Source organism: Ramlibacter sp. P4_H7 (assembly GCF_056400765.1).
Genome location: NZ_JBFUKP010000001.1, coordinates 534,551 through 548,895, shown reverse-complemented (window position 1 = coordinate 548,895; position 14,345 = coordinate 534,551). Strand labels below are relative to the sequence as shown.

10 protein-coding genes are annotated in these 14,345 nt (G+C 69.8%); 6 read left to right on the top strand and 4 right to left on the bottom strand.

Annotation, left to right across the window (positions count from 1 at the left end):
- Positions 1-68: 68 nt before the first annotated feature.
- Both AC1DSA_RS02755 and zwf read right to left on the bottom strand, forming a co-directional pair.
- Positions 69-917, bottom strand: coding sequence for a MurR/RpiR family transcriptional regulator (locus AC1DSA_RS02755; protein ID WP_477885801.1), 849 nt, complete (start codon positions 915-917; stop codon positions 69-71).
- Complete coding sequence (gene zwf, locus AC1DSA_RS02750) at positions 917-2,371, bottom strand: glucose-6-phosphate dehydrogenase (RefSeq protein ID WP_477885799.1); 1,455 nt, start codon at positions 2,369-2,371, stop codon at positions 917-919. The genes AC1DSA_RS02755 and zwf overlap by 1 nt, the downstream gene beginning before the upstream one ends.
- Positions 2,372-2,541: 170 nt before the next feature.
- Between zwf and AC1DSA_RS02745 the strand changes: the two genes are divergently transcribed.
- The 5 genes from AC1DSA_RS02745 (at position 2,542) to pgi (ending at position 9,384) form a co-directional block, all read left to right on the top strand.
- A complete protein-coding gene (locus tag AC1DSA_RS02745) occupies positions 2,542-3,555 on the top strand; it encodes an ABC transporter substrate-binding protein (RefSeq protein ID WP_477885797.1) in 1,014 nt (337 codons plus the stop codon).
- 67 nt (positions 3,556-3,622) lie between these two features.
- The gene (locus AC1DSA_RS02740; RefSeq protein ID WP_477885966.1) at positions 3,623-5,818 is read left to right on the top strand and encodes an ABC transporter permease; all 2,196 of its coding nucleotides are present in this window, start codon (positions 3,623-3,625) and stop codon (positions 5,816-5,818) included.
- Positions 5,815-6,861 (top strand): ABC transporter ATP-binding protein, encoded by a 1,047-nt coding sequence (locus AC1DSA_RS02735; RefSeq protein WP_477885795.1) that lies wholly within the window; start codon positions 5,815-5,817, stop codon positions 6,859-6,861. Before AC1DSA_RS02740 ends, AC1DSA_RS02735 begins: the two co-directional genes overlap by 4 nt.
- Positions 6,862-6,899: 38 nt before the next feature.
- A complete protein-coding gene (gene tal / locus AC1DSA_RS02730) occupies positions 6,900-7,847 on the top strand; it encodes a transaldolase (RefSeq protein WP_477885793.1) in 948 nt (315 codons plus the stop codon).
- A 4-nt stretch (positions 7,848-7,851) separates the two neighbouring features.
- Entirely contained in the window at positions 7,852-9,384 is a 1,533-nt protein-coding gene (gene pgi, locus AC1DSA_RS02725) for a glucose-6-phosphate isomerase (RefSeq protein ID WP_477885791.1), read from the top strand.
- A 3-nt stretch (positions 9,385-9,387) separates the two neighbouring features.
- Here pgi and AC1DSA_RS02720 read toward each other — a convergent pair whose 3' ends face one another.
- Positions 9,388-10,200 carry an alpha/beta fold hydrolase gene (locus tag AC1DSA_RS02720; RefSeq protein WP_477885789.1) on the bottom strand — a complete coding sequence of 271 codons (813 nt, stop codon included), beginning with the start codon at positions 10,198-10,200 and terminating at the stop codon, positions 9,388-9,390.
- Between the two features lie 182 nt (positions 10,201-10,382).
- Between AC1DSA_RS02720 and AC1DSA_RS02715 the strand changes: the two genes are divergently transcribed.
- A complete protein-coding gene (locus tag AC1DSA_RS02715; RefSeq protein WP_477885787.1) occupies positions 10,383-13,175 on the top strand; it encodes a hybrid sensor histidine kinase/response regulator in 2,793 nt (930 codons plus the stop codon).
- On the opposite strand, the gene AC1DSA_RS02710 is transcribed toward AC1DSA_RS02715, so the two are convergent.
- On the bottom strand, positions 13,129-14,331 hold the full coding sequence (locus AC1DSA_RS02710; RefSeq protein ID WP_477885785.1) for an MFS transporter: 1,203 nt from the start codon (positions 14,329-14,331) through the stop codon (positions 13,129-13,131). The two genes, AC1DSA_RS02715 and AC1DSA_RS02710, sit on opposite strands and share 47 nt — an antisense overlap.
- Positions 14,332-14,345: the final 14 nt, after the last annotated feature.

Below are 14,345 nucleotides of genomic sequence, written 5' to 3'. Positions count from 1 at the left end.
GGTTCGCTGCGCTTACCTCCAGCCTGCGGCGCCACGGTAGGCTGGAGGTGACGAAGGAACCCCAGCGTTCACGCGTAGCGCTTCGTCCGCAGGTTGTTCTTCATCTCGCGCAGCAGCGGCTGCAGCCGGCTGCCGCCGATGCGCAGCGCCACCGTCGTGGCCAGCACGTCGATGATCATCAGGTGCAGCAGGCGCGAGACCATCGGGCTATAGCGGTCGTAGCCCTCGGGGTGGTCGGCAGCAAGGTGGATGTGGCCCGCCGTCGACAAGGGCGAGCCGGTGGAGGTGATCACGATCGTGGTCGCTCCGTTGCGCCGCGCGATGTCGCAGGCGTCCATCAGGTCGCGGGTGCGGCCCGAGTTGGAGATCACCACCACGCAATCCCCGGGGCCGAGCAGGGTGGCGCTCATCACCTGCATGTGGCCGTCGCTCCAGGAGATGGTGTTCACGCCCAGGCGAAAGAACTTGTGCTGCGCATCGAGCGCGACCACGCCGGAGTTGCCGACGCCATAGAACTCGATGCGGCGCCCGGTCTTGTAGGTGGCCGCCAGCGCCTCCGCCGCCTTCTCGATGGCGTAGGTGGAAGCGTCGTTGCGGTACTTCAGGAAAGCGGCGACGGCGTTGTCGATCACCTTCACCAGCACGTCGCTGGTCTTGTCGTCCGGGTCCACGCTGCGGTGGATGAAGGGCACGCCCTCGCTGACGCTGCCGGCGAGCTTCAACTTGAAATCCGAGAGACCGTCGTAGCCCACGCTGCGGCAAAAGCGCACCACGGTCGGCTTGCTGACGTGCGCCCGTTCCGCCAGTTCGCTCACCGGCAGGTTGGCGAAGGCGCGCGGGTCGCCGAGGACGAGCCGGGCGACCCGCTGCTCCGCCGGCGCCAGGGAGGGCATGGAGGCCTTGATGCGGTCGAGCACTAGCACTCCTCCGGCCAGCAGAAGCCGTCACGCGCGATCATGGCGCTGGATGCGCTCGGTCCCCAGGTGCCGGCCGCGTAGGGCCGGGGGCCGCGTTCGTCACCGGCCCAGTGCTCCATGATGGGTTCCACCCAGCGCCAGGCCGCTTCCTGTTCGTCGCTGCGCACGAACAGGTTCAGCCGTCCGGCGATCACGTCCAGCAGCAGGCGCTCGTAGGCGCCCACGCGTTCCGAGCCGAAGCGCTTGTCGAAGTCCAGGTCCAGGTGCACAGGCGCCAGCATCGGCCCGTTGCGGCGGTTCTCCTGGCCCTGCGCGAGCAGGTGCAGTTGCAGGCCGTCGCGCGGCTGCAGGTGGATCACCAGCCGGTTCCAGCTGCCGGGCGGCGCGTTGAAGATGGCGTGCGGCGTCTCGCGGAAGTTCACCACGATCTGCGCATCGCGCGAGGCCAGGCGCTTGCCGGTGCGGATGTAGAAAGGGACACCGGCCCAGCGCCAGCTCGCGACCTCGGTCCGCAGCGCGACGAAGGTCTCGGTGCGGCTTTCCGGCTTCACACCGGGCTCCTCGCGGTAACCCGGAACCGGATGGCCATTGAGCATGCCGGCCGCATACTGCCCCCGCACCACGTGCTGGTCGATGCCCTCGGGCGTCCAGGGCTTGAGCGATCGCAGCACCTTCAGCTTCTCGTCGCGGATCGCGTCCGCGTGCGCATTGATGGGCGGCTCCATCGCCAGCGCGCACAGCAGCTGCAGCGCATGGTTCTGCACCATGTCGCGCAAGGCGCCGGTCTTGTCGTAGAAGGCGCCACGCTTTTCCACGCCGAGGTCCTCGGCGATGGTGATCTGGATGTTGGAGATGTGCTCGCGCCGCCAGACGGGTTCGAACAAGGCGTTGCCGAAGCGCATGGCAAACAGGTTCTGTACCGCCGGCTTGCCGAGGTAGTGGTCGATGCGGAAGATCTGGCGCTCGGTCAGCACCCGTCGCACCGACTCGTTGATCTCGCGATTGGACGCGAGGTCGTGGCCCAGCGGCTTTTCCAGCACCAGCCGCGTGTTCGGCCGGTTCAAGCCGGCGGCAGCCAGCTGCTCGCACACCCCGGTGAACAGATCCGGCGCGGTGGCCAGGTACATCACCACGGTTTCCGCGTGCCGCTCGCGCAGCAGCTCCGCCAGCTTGCGGTAGTCCTGTGGCTGCGACAGGTCCATGCGCAGGAAATGCAGGAGCTGCGCAAAGCGCGCGAACTCCTCGGGCGTGGGTCGCTTGGCCAGCTCCACGTTGTCGAAGCGGGAGCGGATCAGTTCGCGGTACTGGTCGTCGCTGAGCGCGTCGCGGGCGATGCCGATGATGCGGCCACCCTCCGGCAACGTGCCGTGGCGAAAGGCCTGGAACAGGGCGGGCATCAGCTTGCGCCAGGCAAGGTCGCCGGTGCCGCCGAACAGGACGAGGTCGAAACTCATGGGGTTCTGTGGGGGAGGGCTCGCCGCTACTGTAACTTAGTTTCAGGCTTGCTTGACGCTGCCGAACCGGGGAAGGCGGCGCGATCTTGTGATCTGGTGTTAACCCCAGCTGCCACGCCATGGTGGCGCCTCTAAGCTCGCGCGGTAATTCCGTTACTTTGGAGGGGACCATGCGAAAGTTCTGCCTCGGGGTCGTGGCCCTGGCCATGGCCGGCGCAGCCGCCGCACAGGGCCAGGTGAACGTCATCTGCTCGGTCCAGGCCGAGTGGTGCAACATGATCTCCACGGTGTATGCGCGCACGACCGGGACGCGGGTGAACGTCACCATGAAGGGCTCGGGCGAGGCGCTCGCGCAGTTGATCGCCGAGAAGGACAACCCCAAGACGGATGTCTGGTTCGGCGGCACCGGCGACCCGCACCTGCAGGCGGCGGAGCAGGGGCTCACGCTGGAGTACAAGTCGCCGTCGCTGCCTCAGTTGCACGAGTGGGCGCAGCAGCAGGCCAAGCAGTCGAATTACAAGACGGTCGGCATCTACTCCGGCCCGCTCGGGTTCGGCTACAACACCGAGCTGCTGGCGCGCAAGAAGCTGCCCGTGCCCAGGACCTGGGCGGACATCGCGCGGCCGGCCTACCAGGGCGAGGTGCAGGTGGCCAACCCGGCTTCCAGCGGAACGGCCTACACGATGATCGCGACGCTGGTGCAGCTGATGGGCGAAGACAAGGCCTTCGACTACCTGAAGCAGTTGCACAAGAACGTGAGCAACTATCCTCGCTCGGGCACCGGCCCCATCAAGGCGGTGGCGCGCGGCGAGACCGCCGTGTCCATCAGCTTCGTGCACGACGGTCCCGGCGAGAAGATGCAGGGCTTTCCCGTCGAAACCATCACGCCCGCGGACGGCACGGGGGCGGAGATCGGCTCCATGAGCATCATCAAGGGCGCGCGCAACCTGGAGGCCGCCAAGAAGTTCTATGAATGGGCGCTGACGCCGGGCGCGCAGGAGATGGCGGCGGCGGCCAAGCAGTTCCAGCTCCCGAGCAACAAGTCCGCGAAGGTCGATGCGCGCGTGCCGGACTTCAAGAAGATCAAGTTCATCGACTACGACTACGCCAAGTACGGCGCCAGCGCGGAGCGGCGCCGATTGATTCAGCGCTGGGAAAGGGAAGTGAACTCGCAGCCCCGGTAGACCGGTGAGCTCGCCCGCACTGCATTCCGAGGAGGCGGCGGGGCTCGCATTGCCGCCGGCGTCCCCGCTGCTGCGCCGGCCGAACGCGCCGCTGTGGGCCTGGACGCTTGCCGGCTTGCTCGCCTACGCGCTGTTCCCCTGGTACGCGCTGCAGGATGGGCAGGGTCTGTTGGCGCTGCATCGCGTCTGGCAAGCCGGCGAGACCGGCAACGGCATCGTGCAGGCGTTGCTGCTGGGGCGGCCCTGGTTGCTGGCCGGCCTCGTCGGCCTGGTCGCGTGTGCGGGCGGCGCGGCGATGCCGCCGGGACGGGGCCAGTCGCACCTGCTGCTGGCAGGCGGCTTCGGCGGCGCGATCGCATTGCTGGCCACGGGCTTTGCGATCGGCGCCAAGGGCTGGACCTTTGCCTGGCTGGAGCAGGCCTTCGGCGCGTTCGCCGGGCAGCAGTTCGGCATGGGATGGGGTGCGGCGATCGTCCTGGTGGCGCTCACCGTGCTCGGCGCGTTCGGCATCGCGCGTCGCGGACTGTTCCGCGGCGACCTGTTCGTTGCCTCCGCGGTCGTGCTCTGCGGCAGCCTGCTCGCCTTGTTCATCGTCTTCCCCGTGTCCCGGGCGCTGGCCGGCGCTTTCGTCGGCGAGGACGGCCATGCCGGGATCGGTTCGTTCGCGCAGCGCATCGCAAGCGAGCGCAACTTCGGCCTGCAATGCCTCGCCGGTGGCGTGCGCTGCGGCGTGGCGTGGAACACGCTGTTCCTTGGGATCGCCGCCGCGGCCAGCACCACCTTGCTGGGCACGCTGCTGGCGCTCATGGCCGAGCGCGGCCCGCGCCGCTATGCAAAGCCGCTCAATGTGCTGGCCCTGCTGCCGATCATCACGCCGCCGTTCGTGGTGGGGCTGGGCCTCATCCTGCTGTTCGGCCGTGCCGGCCTGGTCAACCAGTTGCTGGAGTCGACGCTGGGCCTGGCGCCGTCCCGCTGGTTCTACGGCGGCTTTGGCGTGTGGGTCGCGCAGACCTTTGCGTTCACGCCGATCGCCTTCATGATCATGCGCGGCGTGGTGCAGGGCATCGCTCCCAGCCTGGAGGAGGCCGCGCAGACGCTGCGGGCCGACGCCGACCGCACCTTCGCGACCATCACCCTGCCGCTGCTGCGGCCCGGACTGGCGAACGCCTTCTTGGTGGGTTTCATCGAGAGCATGGCGGACTTCGGCAATCCCATCGTGCTGGGCGGGCAGTTCTCGGTGCTGTCGACCGAGATCTTCTTTGCCATCGTCGGCGCGCAATACGACCAGGGCCGCGCGGCCTCGCTGGCCTGGCTGCTCACCTTGTTCGCACTGGCCGCGTTTGCCTTGCAGCGCCGCGTTCTGGGGCGCCGCAACTACACCACCGTGGGTGGCAAGGGCGATTCCGGCGTGCCGATGGCGCTGCCCTCGCGCGTCCGGCGCCTGGTGCAGGGCATCGCACTGCCCTGGCTCGCATTCACGCTGGTGGTCTACTTGTTCGCCTTCGCCGGCGGATTCGTGCAGACCTGGGGCCGCGACTACACGCCCACGCTGGCGCACTTCCGCACCGCCTTCTCCCTGGAGTGGGGCGCGTTCGGGCTGGTCTGGGCCGGCACGGCGTGGAATTCCTTCTTCACCACAATCAAGCTGGCGGCGATCGCCGCGCCGCTCACCGCTGCCCTGGGACTGCTGGTCGCGTGGCTGCTCGCTCGCACCAGTTTCCGCGGCCAGGGCCTGTTCGAGTTTTCCGCCTTGCTCGCCTTCGCGATTCCGGGCACGGTGCTGGGCGTGAGCTACATCCTCGCCTTCAACGTGCCGCCCTTCGAACTGACGGGAACGGCGCTGATCATCGTGCTGTGCTTCGTGTTCCGCAACCTGCCGGTCGGCGTGCGCGCCGGCACCGCCGCCTTCCAGCAGATCGACAAGTCCCTGGACGAAGCATCGATGATGCTGCGCGCCTCCACCGTCCGCACGCTGCGCCACGTGATCCTGCCCCTGCTCAAGCCCGCGCTGGTGGCCGCCCTGGTCTACAGCTTCGTGCGCGCGATCACCACCGTGTCGGCCGTGATCTTCCTGGTGACCGCGGAGAACGAACTCGCCACCACCTACATCATCGGCCGCGTGGGCAACGGCGACTACGGCGTGGCGCTCGCCTACTGCACGGTGCTGATCCTCATGATGAGCGTGGCGACGGCGGGCATCCAGCTGCTGGTGGGCGAACGCCGGCTCGGACGCCGCGCCGCGGAAGCGGGAGGCCTGGCATGAGCGCCGGCATCGAGCTGCGCAACGTCAGCAAGCGCTACGGCAGCGATCCCTCGGCGGCGGCGGCGGTTCGCGAGGTCAGCTTCGAGGTGCCGCGCGGCACGCTCACCACCATCCTGGGCCCGTCGGGTTGCGGCAAGACCACCACGCTGCGCATGATCGCCGGCCTGGAAGTGCCCACGGGCGGGCAGATCCTCATCGCCGGCAAGGACGTCACCACCCTGGGTCCCGCGCAGCGCAACGTGAGCATGATGTTCCAGAGCTATGCGCTGTTCCCGCACATGGACGTGGTGGAGAACGTGGGTTATGGCCTGCGCATGTCCGGCATTCCGCGCCATCCGGCCCGGCAGCGGGCGATCGACGCCTTGCGCATGGTCGGCCTGGTGGGCCTGGACGCGCGCCTGCCGAGCGAACTCTCCGGCGGCCAGCAGCAGCGGGTGGCGCTGGCCCGCGCGCTGGTGCTGGAGCCGGCCGTTCTGTTGTTCGACGAACCCCTGTCCAATCTCGATGCGCGCCTGCGTCGCGAAATGCGCGAGGAGATCCGCGCGCTGCAGCAGCGCCTGCAGCTCACCGTCGCCTACGTCACGCATGACCAGGCCGAGGCGCTGGCCGTGAGCGACCACATCGTCGTGATGGACCAGGGCCGGATCGCGCAGCGCGGAACGCCCCAGGAGCTGTACGAAGTGCCGGCGAGCGAGTTCGTCGCGGGCTTCATGGGCGAGGCCACACTGTTCCCGGCCCGGGCTGACGGCAGCGGGCGGGTCACGCTGGGCCCGCTCAGCTTCGAACCGCGGCAGCCCGTGCCCGTCGGCTCGGTCAAGGTCGCGGTGCGTCCCGAAGCCTGGCACGTGGGTCCGCCCGGCTACGGGCTCAACGGGCGCCTGGCCAAGCTGTCCTATCTGGGCAGTGCCTACGAATACACCTTCGAGACCGAGCTCGGCCCGGTCTTCGTGCTTTCATCCGACCTCGACCGCATGCTCAGCCTTGGCAGCGACGTGGGCTTGCAGCTCGCCGGTCACGGCGTCTCGGTGGTGCACGGCGACTGAGCCGGCCGGCCGCCGCGCGCCGGCCGGATAATGGCCGCATGAACCAACTGGACGCCCTCAAGCAGTTCACCACCGTTGTCGCCGACACGGGCGACTTCCGCCAACTCGCGCAGTACCACCCGCGCGACGCCACCACCAATCCCTCGCTGATCCTGAAGGCGGTGCAGAAGCCCGAATACGCGCACCTGCTGCAGGAGACGGTGCAGCGCTTCCGCGGCAAGCCGCTGGAGGAGACGATGGACCGGCTGATCGTCCGCTTCGGCACCGAGATCCTGCAGCACATCCCCGGCCGCGTTTCCACGGAGGTCGATGCCCGCCTGAGCTTCGACACCGAAGCCAGCTTCAGCCGTGGCGAGCGCCTGATCGAGCTGTACCAGGCCGAGGGCGTGCCGGTCGACCGCGTGCTGATCAAGGTTGCCAGCACCTGGGAAGGCATCCAGGCGGCGGCCAAGCTGCAGCAGCGCGGGATCAACACCAACCTGACCCTGCTGTTCTCGTTCTGCCAGGCGGTCGCCTGCGCGCAGTCGAAGGTGCAGCTCATCTCGCCCTTCGTGGGCCGCATCTACGACTGGTACAAGAAGAGCGCGGGTGCGAAGTGGGACGAGCAGGCCAGCTCCGGCGCCAACGACCCCGGCGTGCAGTCGGTGCGCCAGATCTACCAGTACTACAAGCACTTCGGCATCGCCACCGAGGTGATGGGCGCGAGCTTCCGCAACACGGGCCAGATCCTCGCGCTGGCCGGCTGCGACCTGCTCACCATCAGCCCGGAACTGATGGCCGAGCTGCAGAAGTCCGACGCTCCCCTGCAGCGCGCGCTCGATCCCGCGCAGGCCAAGGCCAGCGAAATCCGGCGCGTGCAGTACGACGAGCGCCAGTTCCGCTGGGCGCTCAACGAGGACGCGATGGCCACGGAAAAACTGGCCGAGGGCATCCGCGCCTTTGCCGCGGATGCGGTGAAGCTGGAAAAGCTGGTGCAGGCGGCCTGACGTGATGAGCCGGCCCCGCTGCGACCAGACGGCTGCCTGGGGGCAGCTGCAGGAGCGATTCCGCGCGAGCGGCGCCGCCTTCGACCTGCGCACCGCGTTCATGCAGGACCCCTCGCGCTTCGACCGTTTCAGCCAGCAGGCGCCGCTGGTGTTCGCGGACCTGTCGAAGAACCTGCTCGACGCGGACACCGAGGAGGGCCTGCTGGCACTCGCGCGCGAAACGCAGGTGGAAGCGCAGCGGGATGCCATGTTTTCCGGCGAGCGCATCAACACCACCGAGAACCGGGCGGTGAAGCATTGGCTGCTGCGCGCGCCGCGCGATGGCAGCGACCCCGACTCGGTCGCCGTGCACGACACGCTGGCGGCGATGCTGGCCTTCGCGGAACAGGTGCGTGGCGATGGCGCGATCACCGACGTGGTGAACATCGGCATCGGCGGCTCCGATCTCGGCCCGCAGATGGCGGTCGCCGCGCTGGACTCCTTCGTCCTCCCCGGCAAGCGCTTCCACTTCGTGTCCAACGTCGACGGGCATGAACTGGACGCGGTGCTGAAGAAGGTACACGCGGACGGCACGCTGTTCCTGGTGGCGTCCAAGACCTTCACCACGCTGGAGACCATGACCAACGCGCGCTCGGCGCGGGCCTGGTTTGGCCAGCAGGGCGGCACCGACGTGGCGCGCCACTTCGCCGCGCTGACGACCAACGTGGAGGCCGCGCGCCAGTTCGGCATTACCACCTCCTTTGGTTTCTGGGACTGGGTGGGCGGCCGCTATTCGTTGTGGTCGGCCATCGGCCTGCCGATCGCGATCGCCATCGGCGCCCAGGGCTTTCGCGAACTGCTCGCCGGCGCGCACGCGATGGACGAGCACTTCCGCAGCGCACCGCTGGCGCAGAACCTGCCGGTGCGGCTGGGCCTGCTGGACGTCTGGTACCGCAACTTCCATGGCTTCGCGAGCCGCAGCATCGCGCCTTATCACAGCGCGCTGCGCCGGTTGCCCGCGTACCTGCAGCAGCTGGAGATGGAAAGCAATGGCAAGAGCGTGGATGCCAGCGGCCAGGCGCTCGGCTTCGGCACCTCTCCCGTGCTGTGGGGCGAGCCCGGCACCAATGGCCAGCACGCCTACTTCCAGATGCTGCACCAGGGCAGCGACCGCGTGCCGGTGGAGTTCGTCGCCGTCCGCAAGCCGGCCCATGGGCTGCCCGGCCACCACGAGCTGCTGCTCGCCAATGCGCTCGCGCAGGCGCAGGCTCTGATGCAGGGCAAGGCGGATGCTGGCGGCCACCGCAACTTCAGCGGCAACCGGCCCAGCACCTTCTTCCTGCTCGAAGCTCTGACGCCGGCCTCGCTGGGCGCCTTGCTCGCGCTCCACGAGCACCGCGTGTTCACCAGTGGCGCCGTCTGGGGCATCGACAGCTTTGACCAGTGGGGCGTCGAGCTGGGCAAGGTGCTGGCCACCGACATCGCGCAGCGCCTCGCCTCCGGCGACACGCAGGGACTGGACCCGTCCACGGCGGGCCTGCTGCAGCGCCTGCGCTGAGGCTCAGGCCGCGAGCGGCAAGTCGCGCAGCAGGGCGTGCGGAAACAGCAGGGGCGCCAGCGTCGCGCGGTCCGTCAGCGGCGCCATGTGGTTCAGCTCAGGGATGCGGATCACCTCCGCCTTGCGCACCTGCTGGCGCAGGAGCTCGGCCACCCGGCGGGCCGGGGCCGGCGAGCGATCGCCCATCACCACCCGCACCGGGAAGGGTGTCAGTTGCAGGCTGCGAGCATCGAAGCCGGCATGGAAGATCGCACCGAACTCGGCCCGCACCTTCGACATGCGCCGCGCAACGTCCGCCTGGCGGTGTTGCGGCATGCGCTGCCAGGCGGCCGGTCCGGACCAGTAGCCGACGAACAGTGCGGCGGCTTCGGCATTGCTTCCGGACAGGGCCAGCAACTCCACGCGCCGCGCGATGGCACTGATCTCCTCCGCCTGCGCCACGCTCGCGCTGTCCCGCCGCAGCAGGTGGAAGGCGCTCGGCTCGTACAGCGTGAGCGAGCGCACCCGCTGCGGCCACAGCAAGGCCGCCTGCAGCGCCACGGCGCCGCCGTAGGAGTGCGCCACCAGGTGCGCCGGCTGGCCGGCCGTAAGCAGCACGTCCATCAGGTTCTGCGCCTCCGCCTCCAGGGTGACGGGCAGTCCGCGCACCCACTCCGCGTCGCTGTCGTAGCCGAGCAGGGTCGGCGTGAGCAGCGGCGCGGTGGGTTCCAGCAGCGTGCGGTAACCGTCCCACTGGCGGGGGCTGCTCGCGCTGCTGTGGATGGCGATGGTCGGCGCGCGGCCGGAAGGGACGGGAAGGCGAGTGATGGTGTGCATGGTCTCTCCTTGGGGAATGGCGCAAGCTTCGCCGGCGTGCGTATCGCGCCAATGCCGCGCCGGGCCGCATTTGTTGCGGCTTGCGCATGCCGGGGCCCTTCCCTGCGCCGGTTTGTATTCGGCTTGTAATCGGCACCACCCGCGACTTGCGCCGCGTGCGCCAGCGGGGGGACACTGCCCGCATGGACTTCGCGTCTGTCCGCGCGCCCGATGGCCTGTTCGACGAGCTCACGCAGCTGCTGACGGCGCTGCTGGGCGTCGAGGTCGCCGTGGTCGCACAGCTCGATCCCGAGGACCCCGGCACGCTGCGGGTGCACTCGTTGTGCGTGGACGGTCGCCTGATGGAAGGCGGCCGTTATCCGGTGGAGACGGGCCCGTGCCGGGTGGTGCTGGAACACGGGCAGGTCGCCGTGTCCGAACGGCTGCAGGAGCTCTATCCCGCGGACGACGGCTCGCGTGCCCTGGGTGCGCAGAGCTACGCCGGCGCCAGCATCCTGGGCCGCGGCGGGCGGCCGCTCGGCGTGGTCGCGGTGCTCTCGCGCGGGCCGATGCCGGACGACGCACGCACGCACGCCACCTTGCGCGTGTTCGCCGAGCGGGTGGCGGCGGAACTGGACCGGCCCCGGATCACCGAGGCGCTCGACCAGTCACGCGCGAGCTACCGCGCGATCTTCGACGCGTCGGAGAACTCCATCCTGGTCCTGGACTGGAACAGCGGCGCGATCCTCGACGTGAACCGCAAGGCCTGCGACTCGCTGGGCTACACGGCGGAGGAGTTGCGCAAGCTGTCGGCCAACGACATCAGCGACGGCGAACCGCCGTACACCCGCACCGAGGCGCGGCAGTACGTGGCGCTGGCGCGCGAGGGCCGCTGTCCCACCTTCGAATGGAGGCGCCGCAACAAGGACGGCAGCCTGCACTGGGACGAGGTGACCGTGAAGCCCGCGACCCTTGGAGGTCGCCGGGTGCTGCTCACGTTCGCCCGCGACATCACCGACCGCAAGAAGGCGGCCGAACAGATGCAGCTGCGCGAGGAGCAGTACCGGCTGATCTTCGAGCTCTCCTCCGACGGCCTGTTCCTGTGGAACGAGTCGTTCCAGGTGGTGGACGTGAATCCGGCCGGCCTGGCGATGTACCGCTATCCGCGCACCGCCGTCCTGTCCGGGGGCTATGCGCCGGGGCTGCCGCCGGAGTACGTGAAGGAACGCTATGCCCTGATCCGGCGCGCGCTGGGCGGCGAAACCCTGACGGTCGAGTCGCGCGCGATCCGCAACGACGGCACCACGTTCGAGGCGGAACTGCGGGCGATGCCTTTCAGCCATCGCGGCCGGCCGCACGCGCTGGTGGTGGTGCGCGACGTCGGCGAACGGCGCGCCCGCGAGCGCGAGCTGCAGCGCAGCGAGGCCCGCCTGCGCGCCACCGTGGAGGCGGCCTTCGACGGCGTGATCGCGATGGACCAGCACGGCATCATCCTGGAATTCAACAGCGCCGCGGAGCGCGTGTTCGGCTGGAAGCGCGAGGAAGTGATCGGCCACAAGCTGTCGCAGCTGATGATGCCGGAGCGCCATCGGCGGGGGCACGAACGCGGCCTCGCCGCGTACCGGCAGGGCGACTCCGGCCCCATGATCGGCCGCCTGGTGGAAACGACGGCCAGCCGCCGGGACGGGACGGAGTTCCCGGTGGAAGTCGCGATCAGCGTGGCGGCCGGGCCGGACGGCAACATCTTCGTCGGCCACCTGCGCGACATCACGGCGCGGCGGGCGGCGGAGGCCGAGCGCAGCGCCCTCGAGGGCCAGCTGCGGCAGGCGCAGAAGATGGAAGCCGTGGGCCAGCTCACCGGCGGCATCGCGCACGACTTCAACAACATCCTCACCAGCGTGATGGGCTACGTGGTGCTGGGCCAGGAGCGGGCCGAGCAGCTCGCCGACGGCACGCTGGTGCGGCAGCTGGGGCAGGCGCACCTGGCCGCACAGCGCGCGCGCGACCTGATCTCGCAGATGCTGGCCTTCTCACGCCGGCAGAAGGGCGACCCGCGACCGCTCGCGCTGACGCCGCTGACGCGTCAGACGCTGCGCCTGCTGCGCAGCACGCTGCCCACGACGATCTCGCTGGATGCGCAGTGGATGGACGCCGACGCCTCGGGCGACGAGGCCTGGGTGGTGGCCGACCCCGTGCAGCTGGAGCAGATCCTGTTCAACCTGTGCATCAACGCCCGCGATGCGATGCAGGGCGTGGGCGGCATCACGGTTCGCCTGGGCCGCAGCGAGGGTTCCGCCCTGCACTGCGCCTCCTGCCGCGGCACCGTGGAGGCGGGGCCGTGGGTGGAACTGCGCGTGTCCGACACCGGGCCGGGCATCCCGGCCGAACTGCTGGACCGGATCTTCGACCCCTTCTTCTCCACCAAGATGCCGGGCCAGGGCTCCGGCATGGGGCTGGCCATGGTGCACGGGATCGTGCACGACCACGACGGTCATGTGCTGGTGGAGACGGAGCCCGGCCAGGGGGCCACCTTCACCATCCTGCTGCCCTCGGTGGCGCCGGCGGACCGCTCGGCCACCGGACTGCGGGTGCACGCGGCCGAAGGAGAGCAGCTGCCGCAGGCCGACGTGCTGCTGGTGGAGGACGATCCCTCCGTCGGGGACTACCTGCAGGAACAGCTGTCGAACTGGGGCCTGCGCGTCACGCTGTTGCGGGACCCTGTCGCCGCGCTGCGCTGGCTGGCCGCGCCGCCGGTCGACGTCCAGCTGCTGCTCACCGATCTCACGATGCCCGGCATGACCGGCCTGCAGCTCGCGCGGGAAGTGCGGCGCCTGCATCCCGAGCTGCCGGTGCTGCTGGTCACCGGCAACGCGGCGCACTTCGGCAGCGAAGAGCTGGAGGCCAACGGCGTGACGCTGGCGCTCAAGAAGCCGGTGGACCCCGCGGTGCTCAGGACTTCGCTGCGAAAGCTGCTGCTGCCGGCGCACCAGCACTGAGGCTGCGCCAGGGCCACACCAGGGCCGCGGCGGCCAGCGCCAGCAGCAGGTCGATCGCCCAGAAGGTGCTGTCGCGGCCGGTGTGGTGCGCGAGCCATCCGCCCAGCCAGATCCCGACGGAGGAGCCCACCTGGTGCACCAGCATCACCATGCCGAACAGCGTGCCCAGCCGTGCGGTGCCGAAGCGCTGCGCGACCAGCGAAGAGGTCGGCGGCAGCGTGGCCATGTGGCTCGCGCCCATGACGACGGCAAAGGCCAGCAGGCCGCCCATCGTGGGCGGAACCAGCACGAAGGCCAGGATGCCCAGCGCCCGCACGACGTAGAGCGAAGCGAGCCAGCGCGCGTGGTGCAGCCGCTTCATCAGCATGCCGGAGGCCAGGCTGCCCACGATGTTGGCCGCGCCGGCCAGTGCGATCCACACGCCAGCCACCCCCGAAGGAAAGCCGCAGCGCTCGATGACGCCGGGCATGTGGGCGGCCAGGAAGGCCACGTGCATGCCGCAGATCGCGAAGCTCAGGGCCGGCCGCCAGAACCCCGCGCTGCGCAGGGCATCGGACACCGACGCGTCCGCCCGTCCCGCGCCCTGGGAAGGGCGCGGCGCTTCGCGCAGCACCAGCGCCAGCGGAAAGGCCGCCAGGCTCAGGGCGGCCAGCGCCATGAGCGCCGCCTGCCAGTCGAATGCGAGGATCAACCACTGCAGCAACGGGCCGAGCACGAGCTGGCCCGCCGAAGCACCGGCTCCCACGATGCCCACGGCCAGGCCGGCATCGCCCGGCGAGACCGAACGGTTCACCGAGCCCATGAGCAGCCCGTTGCTGGCGACCGCGCTGCCGGCCACGGCCGACAGGACCAGCGAGGCGAACAGCACGGGTCCGGCGAACGACAGCGCCGGGGCCGCCGTGCTGAGGGCCAGCAGCCCGGCGCCGATCGTGACCACCCGGGTCGGCCCGATGCGGTCGGCCCAGCGTCCCAGCAGGGGTTGCGCCAGGCCGATCCCCAGCTGGCCGAGGGCCAGCGCGAGGCTGATCGCCGCCAGCCCGAGGCCGGTGGCGGTGTTGAGGGGCGAGACGAACATGCCGAAGGCCTGTCGCCCCCCCATTGCGATCGCAGTGAGTGCGCCGGCCGTGAGGGCCACGCGCCAGCCGGTCCGGGTCATGGCCGTCTCTCCCG

Coding starts and splice junctions, on each gene's coding strand:
- AC1DSA_RS02720 (WP_477885789.1), bottom strand. CDS start 10,200: ATGCACACCATCACTCGCCTTCCCGTCCCTTCCGGCCGCGCGCCGACC.
- AC1DSA_RS02735 (WP_477885795.1), top strand. CDS start 5,815: ATGAGCGCCGGCATCGAGCTGCGCAACGTCAGCAAGCGCTACGGCAGC.
- zwf (WP_477885799.1), bottom strand. CDS start 2,371: ATGAGTTTCGACCTCGTCCTGTTCGGCGGCACCGGCGACCTTGCCTGG.
- AC1DSA_RS02710 (WP_477885785.1), bottom strand. CDS start 14,331: ATGACCCGGACCGGCTGGCGCGTGGCCCTCACGGCCGGCGCACTCACT.
- AC1DSA_RS02715 (WP_477885787.1), top strand. CDS start 10,383: ATGGACTTCGCGTCTGTCCGCGCGCCCGATGGCCTGTTCGACGAGCTC.
- tal (WP_477885793.1), top strand. CDS start 6,900: ATGAACCAACTGGACGCCCTCAAGCAGTTCACCACCGTTGTCGCCGAC.
- AC1DSA_RS02745 (WP_477885797.1), top strand. CDS start 2,542: ATGCGAAAGTTCTGCCTCGGGGTCGTGGCCCTGGCCATGGCCGGCGCA.
- pgi (WP_477885791.1), top strand. CDS start 7,852: ATGAGCCGGCCCCGCTGCGACCAGACGGCTGCCTGGGGGCAGCTGCAG.